At 63.2% G+C, this 5,145-nt stretch carries 5 protein-coding genes; 3 read left to right on the top strand and 2 right to left on the bottom strand.

Annotated features, from left to right (window positions below; translation table 11 throughout):
- Together AB4Z11_RS22410 and recQ are read left to right on the top strand one after the other, a co-directional pair.
- The coding region (locus AB4Z11_RS22410; protein ID WP_442027768.1) for an undecaprenyl-diphosphate phosphatase at positions 1-523 on the top strand (523 nt) is incomplete at its 5' end.
- An 8-nt stretch (positions 524-531) separates the two neighbouring features.
- The gene (gene recQ / locus AB4Z11_RS22405; protein ID WP_442027767.1) at positions 532-2,352 is read left to right on the top strand and encodes a DNA helicase RecQ; all 1,821 of its coding nucleotides are present in this window, start codon (positions 532-534) and stop codon (positions 2,350-2,352) included.
- Between the two features lie 29 nt (positions 2,353-2,381).
- Here recQ and AB4Z11_RS22400 read toward each other — a convergent pair whose 3' ends face one another.
- Positions 2,382-3,296: a helix-turn-helix domain-containing protein gene (locus AB4Z11_RS22400; RefSeq protein WP_442027766.1), complete on the bottom strand. Its 915-nt coding sequence runs from the start codon at positions 3,294-3,296 to the stop codon at positions 2,382-2,384.
- Positions 3,297-3,436: 140 nt separating this feature from the next.
- On the opposite strand from AB4Z11_RS22400, the gene AB4Z11_RS22395 reads away from it, so the two are divergent.
- Entirely contained in the window at positions 3,437-4,342 is a 906-nt protein-coding gene (locus AB4Z11_RS22395; RefSeq protein ID WP_442027765.1) for a DMT family transporter, read from the top strand.
- Here the strand turns inward: AB4Z11_RS22395 and trmB are convergent.
- On the bottom strand, positions 4,306-4,986 hold the full coding sequence (gene trmB, locus AB4Z11_RS22390; protein ID WP_442027763.1) for a tRNA (guanosine(46)-N7)-methyltransferase TrmB: 681 nt from the start codon (positions 4,984-4,986) through the stop codon (positions 4,306-4,308). The genes AB4Z11_RS22395 and trmB overlap by 37 nt on opposite strands.
- Between the last annotated feature and the right edge of the window lie 159 nt (positions 4,987-5,145).

Here is a 5,145-nt window from a genome sequence, read left to right as displayed (position 1 = left end):
CATCAAGGCCGTGCTGTTCTCCGCCGTGCCGGTGGCCCTCGCTTTCATCATCGGTGGCCTGATCATCCTGTGGGTGGAAAAGCGCGCCAAGACCAATCCCGTTGCGGTACGCATTCACTCCGTTGACGACATGCGTCCGATCGACGCGCTGAAAGTCGGCGTGGCGCAAGCCTTCGCACTGATCCCTGGCACCAGCCGCTCCGGCGCCACCATCATCGGCGGCATGCTGTTTGGCCTGTCGCGCAAGGCGGCAACCGAATTCTCCTTCTTCCTCGCCATCCCGACCCTGCTGGCGGCGACCTTCTATTCGCTGTACAAGGAACGCGCGCTGCTGTCCGCTGCCGACCTGCCGCTGTTCGGCATCGGCGCCGTGGTGGCCTTCATTTCGGCTTTCCTGTGCGTGCGCTGGCTGCTGCGCTATATCAGCTCGCATGACTTCTCGGCCTTCGCCTGGTATCGCATTGCGTTCGGCCTGGTCATCATCGCTACGTGGCTGACCGGCAGCGTGGCCTGGGTCGACTAAGGAACCCGATGACCGCCCAGGACACCAGTTCAAACGCACTGCACCTGCTCCAGACCGTATTCGGCTACCCGGCCTTCCGCGGCCAGCAGGCGCAGATCGTTGAGCAGGTGGCCAGTGGCGGAGATGCGCTGGTGCTGATGCCCACCGGCGGCGGCAAATCGCTGTGCTATCAGATCCCTGCTTTGCTGCGCGACGGCGTGGGCGTCGTCGTCTCGCCGCTGATCGCACTGATGCAGGACCAGGTGGATGCGCTGGCCGAAGTCGGCGTCAAAGCCGCCTTCCTGAATTCCACCCAGACCTACGAAGAAGCCGCGCGCATCGAGCGCCTGGTGCGCACCAACCAGATCGACCTGCTGTATGTGGCGCCTGAGCGCCTGCTGACGCAGCGCTGCTTCGATCTGCTGCAGGATTCCCAGATCGCCCTGTTCGCCATCGATGAAGCGCACTGCGTTTCGCAATGGGGCCACGACTTCCGCCCCGAGTACATCAAGCTCTCGGTCCTGCACGAACACTTCCCGACGATTCCTCGCATTGCACTGACGGCCACCGCCGACCAGCAAACCCGTGCCGAGATCGTGCATCGCTTGCAGCTGGAAGAGGCGGCGCAGTTCGTGTCGTCCTTCGACCGCCCGAATATCCGCTACCAGATCGTAGAGAAGTCCAACGGCCGCAAGCAGCTGCTGGACTTCATCACCACCGAGCATGGCGGCGATTCCGGCATCGTGTACTGCCTGTCGCGCAAAAAGGTGGAAGAGACGGCGGACTTCCTGAACGAACACGGCATCCGCGCCCTCGCCTATCACGCGGGGATGGAGCATGCGGTGCGCGCCTCGAACCAGGCGCGTTTCCTGCGCGAAGACAATATCGTGATGGTGGCGACCATCGCCTTCGGCATGGGCATCGACAAGCCGGATGTGCGCTTCGTCTGCCACCTCGACCTGCCCAAGTCCATCGAAGGCTACTATCAGGAGACAGGCCGCGCGGGCCGCGATGGCATGCCCGCCAGCGCCTGGATGGCTTACGGCCTGCAGGACGTGGTGCTCCAGCGCCGCATGATCGACGAGTCCGAGGCCGACGAAAACTTCAAGCGCGTGCTGGGCGCCAAGCTCGATGCCATGCTGGGCCTATGCGAAACCCTGAGCTGCCGCCGCGTGCGTCTGCTGGATTATTTCGGCGAGCCCGGCGCGCCTTGCGGCAATTGCGATACCTGCCTGATTCCGCCGGTATCCTTCGACGGCACGGTGCCGGTGCAGAAGCTGCTGTCCGCCATTTACCGCGTGGATCAGCGCTTCGCAGCGGGACATGTGATCGACGTATTGCGCGGCGCCGAATCGGACCGCATCAAGAGCTGGCATCACGATTCATTGTCCGTGTTCGGCATTGGCGCCGACCGCAGCGAACAGGAATGGCGCGCCATCCTGCGCCAGGCCATCGCGCTGGGACTGCTCACGGTGGATCACGAAAACTTCGCCTCGCTGAAGCTGACCGACGCCGCACGGCCGGTGCTGAAGGGTGAACAAAAGGTGCAGCTGCGCCAGTACCAGAAACCGGTCAAGCAGAAGCGCAGCGCCGCGCCGAAAGGCTATGTGGAGACCGACCTCGACACAAGCGAACAGGCCATCTTCGATCGCCTGCGCTCGTGGCGCATGGGCGCGGCACGCGAACACAATGTGCCCGCCTACGTGATCTTTGTCGACGCCACGCTGCGCGAAATCGCCAAGGCCAAGCCAACCTCGCTGGACGATCTGCGCGGCGTATCCGGCGTCGGCGAGAAGAAGCTCGCGTCTTATGGCGACGAGATCGTAAGCCTGATCGCAGGCCTCCTGTAAAGCACGCCAGCCATCGGACCGTCCTGCCGCTAGGCCGCGACAATCTGGCGATACCTCCCCGGCGGCATGCCGGTGGCGTCGCGGAAGCGGTGGCTGAAATGGCTGAGGTCAGCGAATCCGCAAGCGTCGGCAACCTGCTGCAAGGGCAGATCGCCTTTCAGCAGAACGCGGGCGCGGTCCAGACGGCGCATGGCAACCCAGGCCGATGGCGGCATGCCGAAGGACACGCGGAACATGCGCGCCAGGTGATATTCGGACAGGCAGGCCAGCTGCGCCAGCGCTCCCAGCGTGATGTTCTGATCCAGATGCGCTTCTATGTAATCGTGCAGGCGGCGGCGCACCAGCGGCGCCAGTCCACCGCGCAAACGCTGGCCAGACTGGATCATGTGCTGCGAGCGCAGCAGCTCACTAATCGATTCGTGCGCCAACTCGTTGGCACGCAACAGCTGGTTGGGGTCTTGCCAGGATTGATTCAGCAGATCGCCGCACAGCTGCACCAGACGCGGATTCTCGAAATAGGTGCGATCCTGTAGCGTCAGCTCGCGCGGTTCGCGGTCCAGTTCAACGATGGCGCGGCGCGTGAAGTGCTCGGGCATGAAGTAGAGATGCATCATGCGCAGGCCGCCGCGCACGGTCCAGCGCGACTCGTGCCAGTCCGGCAGCGCACACAGCCGCTGCGGCGCGCCATAGCTGCCGGGCGCATCATCGCGGTGCACGCCGTAGCCGCCAACCAGATAGCAGGACAGGGTGTGGTGTCCCGGCTGCTCATACGTTGTCTCGGCAATATCGACTTCGCGCCGCCAGATGGCCGCAGCCAGACCGTCGCCCAGCCAGGCGAAGCGCTCCAGCTTGGCGTCCGTCGTAGCCATGGTGCGAAACACCGCATGCTGCATGGCATCTGCAGGCGGTGTGATCGAGGCGAGAGCTGGTCGGTCGGATTCCATGAAAAAAGTCTAGCACGCGCGCGGCAATGCCGCCCGGCCGCAGCCCGGCCGTGGCATAAAAAGCGCAAGATCAGACAATTGTCCCGCAATTGCGCAATCCCAGACAAACCGCGGCGTCCTCCACGCGCCATGCTGGATGTATGAACACCTTACTTTACATCCTTACCGTCCTGATCTGGGGTACCACCTGGATCGCCATCAAATTCCAGCTCGGCGTGGTGCCGGCGCCCGTGTCCATTGCCTACCGCTTCTGGATCGCGACCGTTGTGCTGATGCTGATCCTGGGCGTGCTGCGCAAGCCCATGTGGCCGCCGCGTGCGGCCTGGCGCTATCTGGTGGCGCAAGGTTTCGCCCTGTTCTGCCTGAACTTCCTCTGCTTCTATTATGCGGCGCAGTGGATGCCGAGCGGACTGGTGGCGGTGGTGTTTTCGACTGCGCCAATCTGGAACGCGGTCAATGGCCGCCTGTTCATGAAACGTCCCATCCGCAAGCAGGTGATGGGCGGCGCGGCGCTGGGACTGGCAGGCATCGCCCTGCTCTTCCTGCCGCAGATGGCGGGGCACTGGGCCGACAGCGGCGTGCTGACCGGACTTGGACTGGCGCTGTTGGGCACACTCTGCTTCTCGACCGGGAATCTGCTGTCCAGCCGCATGCAGGAGCTGGGCCTGACGCCCTTACTGACCAATACCTGGGCCATGCTGATCGGTGCGTCCATGCTGACGGTGGGCGCGCTGGCACTGGGCATGCCGTTCACTTTCGATCCCAGCCCGCGCTACGTGATCGGCCTGCTTTATCTCGGCATTCCGGGTTCGGTAATCGGTTTTACGGCTTATTTGCTGCTGGTGGGACGCATCGGTCCGGACCGCGCAGGCTATTCGACGGTGCTGTTTCCCGTCGTGGCGCTGACGGTGTCGACTTTCGTGGAGGGTTATCGCTGGAACGCAGCAGCCCTGGCCGGACTGCTGCTTGTGTTGTGCGGGAATCTGCTGGTATTCCTGCCGGCGGGGACTTATTTCTTCTCGAAGACCAGGTCCCAGACGCCATGACCCAGCTTCAGGCCACGATTCTCGAACTTGGTCAGCGGACGGTAGGACGGCTGCGGCGCGTAGCCGTCCGCGGTATTGCGCAGTGCCGGCTCGGCGCTCAGCACTTCCAGCATCTGTACCGCGTAGTCTTCCCAGTCGGTCGCCAGGTGGATATAGCCGCCCGGCGCCAGGTGATCGCACAGCGTCTTTACGAAAGCCGGCTGGATCAGGCGGCGCTTATTGTGGCGTGCCTTGTGCCAAGGGTCGGGGAAGTAGATATGCACGCCTGCCAGCGAACCGGCCGGGATCATATCGCGTAGCACTTCTACCGCGTCGTGCTGGATCACGCGCAAGTTGCCGATGTTCTCCTCACCGCACAGTTTGAGCAGGCTGCCCACGCCTGGCGTGTGCACCTCTACGCCGATGAAATCCTTCTCCGGCATCAGCTTGGCGATATGCGCCGTGGTCTGGCCCATGCCAAAGCCGATTTCCAGCACGACCGGCGCCTTGCGGCCGAAGACCTGCGCGAAATCCAGCGGCGCCTTGTTGTAGTCCACCATGTACTGCGGGCCGAAATCGTTCAGCGCGCGCTCTTGCGCCGTAGACAGGCGTCCCGCGCGGGTGACGAAGCTGCGAATGCGGCGTTCGGTCGGATCGTAGAGCATGGACCGCGCCGGGCCCTTTGGTGGAGTTTCGGACGACATAACAGGACTTGCTGAAAAAACGCGCATTATACCCCGCCACACCGTCCTCCCGGCACGAAACTTTGTGTCGGCTTTCTTTACACCGGAAGACACGATCTTGTATTAAATCAAGCTAAGTCC

This window comes from Pseudoduganella sp. RAF53_2, from assembly GCF_052113985.1.
Classification (GTDB): Bacteria; Pseudomonadota; Gammaproteobacteria; order Burkholderiales; family Burkholderiaceae_D; genus Rugamonas.
This window is presented reverse-complemented; position numbering and strand designations above follow the sequence as displayed.

Bases quoted from the DNA above. Each gene is read 5' to 3' on its own strand.
- trmB (WP_442027763.1), bottom strand. From the start codon at position 4,986: ATGCTCTACGATCCGACCGAACGCCGCATTCGCAGCTTCGTCACCCGC.
- AB4Z11_RS22400 (WP_442027766.1), bottom strand. From the start codon at position 3,296: ATGGAATCCGACCGACCAGCTCTCGCCTCGATCACACCGCCTGCAGAT.
- AB4Z11_RS22395 (WP_442027765.1), top strand. From the start codon at position 3,437: ATGAACACCTTACTTTACATCCTTACCGTCCTGATCTGGGGTACCACC.
- recQ (WP_442027767.1), top strand. From the start codon at position 532: ATGACCGCCCAGGACACCAGTTCAAACGCACTGCACCTGCTCCAGACC.